At 63.8% G+C, this 1,007-nt stretch carries 1 pseudogene; it reads left to right on the forward strand.

Annotation, left to right across the window (positions count from 1 at the left end):
* Positions 1-65 precede the first annotated feature (65 nt).
* A pseudogene (locus tag ACIGDJ_RS28340) lies at positions 66-1,007 on the forward strand (ATP phosphoribosyltransferase regulatory subunit); the annotation flags it as partial.

The raw sequence follows: 1,007 nt of genomic DNA on the forward strand, positions 1-1,007 counted from the left end.
CTGGAAGTCACCTACACAGTGCTCTGCCTGATCGGCACGTACCAGTTATATCGCTACGTTGATGCTTCGGCAGCGAATTCGTCGTGACTCCCCATATCGAGTACCTGGAATCCCTGCTGACCGGCGCGGGCCAGGACCTGGATCTGCGTACCTTCAAGGTCATCGACCCGCAATCGGGCCGGCAGATGGGTTTCCGTGCCGATATCACGCCGCAGGTTGCGCGCATCGATGCGCACACTCTGCGCCGCGAAGGCCCTAGCCGTCTGTGCTACGCCGGCAGCGTACTGCACGCCCAGCCACGTGCATTGTCCTCCTCGCGCAGCCCGATCCAGTTGGGCGCCGAGTTGTACGGCGACGCCAGCCCGAGCAGCGACGTCGAAGTCATCAGTCTGATGCTGGCCATGCTGCAACTGGCCGATGTACCGGACGTGCACATGGACCTCGGACATGTTGGCATCTACCGTGGTCTGGCGCGCGCCGCGGGTCTGTCCGGTGAAGTCGAGCAGCAGCTGTTCGACGCCCTGCAGCGCAAGGCCATCGATGAAGTGATTACCCTGACCGAAGGCCTGCCGGCCGATCTGTCCGGCATGCTGCGCGCATTGGTTGATCTGTGCGGTGGGCGGGAAGTGTTGAGCGCTGCCCGCGAGCGTCTGGCCAATGCGCCCGCGCCGGTTCTGGCGGCGCTGGAAGACTTGCTGGCGATCGCCGAGCGTCTGTCCGTGCGCTTCCCGCAGCTGCCGCTGTATTTCGACCTCGGCGAACTGCGTGGCTATCACTACCACACCGGTGTGGTGTTCGCGGTGTTCGTGCCCGGCGTTGGCCAGTCCATCGCTCAGGGCGGTCGTTACGATGACATCGGCGCCGACTTCGGTCGCGCCCGTCCGGCAACTGGTTTCTCTACCGATTTGAAAACCCTGGTGACCCTGGGGCGTGCTGAGATCGAGCTACCGTCTGGCGGTATCGGGATGCCTGACACTACGGATGCGGCACTCAGGCAGCAGGAATGC

It is taken from the genome of Pseudomonas sp. NPDC079367, from assembly GCF_044542195.1.
In the GTDB taxonomy this organism is placed as follows: Bacteria; Pseudomonadota; Gammaproteobacteria; order Pseudomonadales; family Pseudomonadaceae; genus Aquipseudomonas.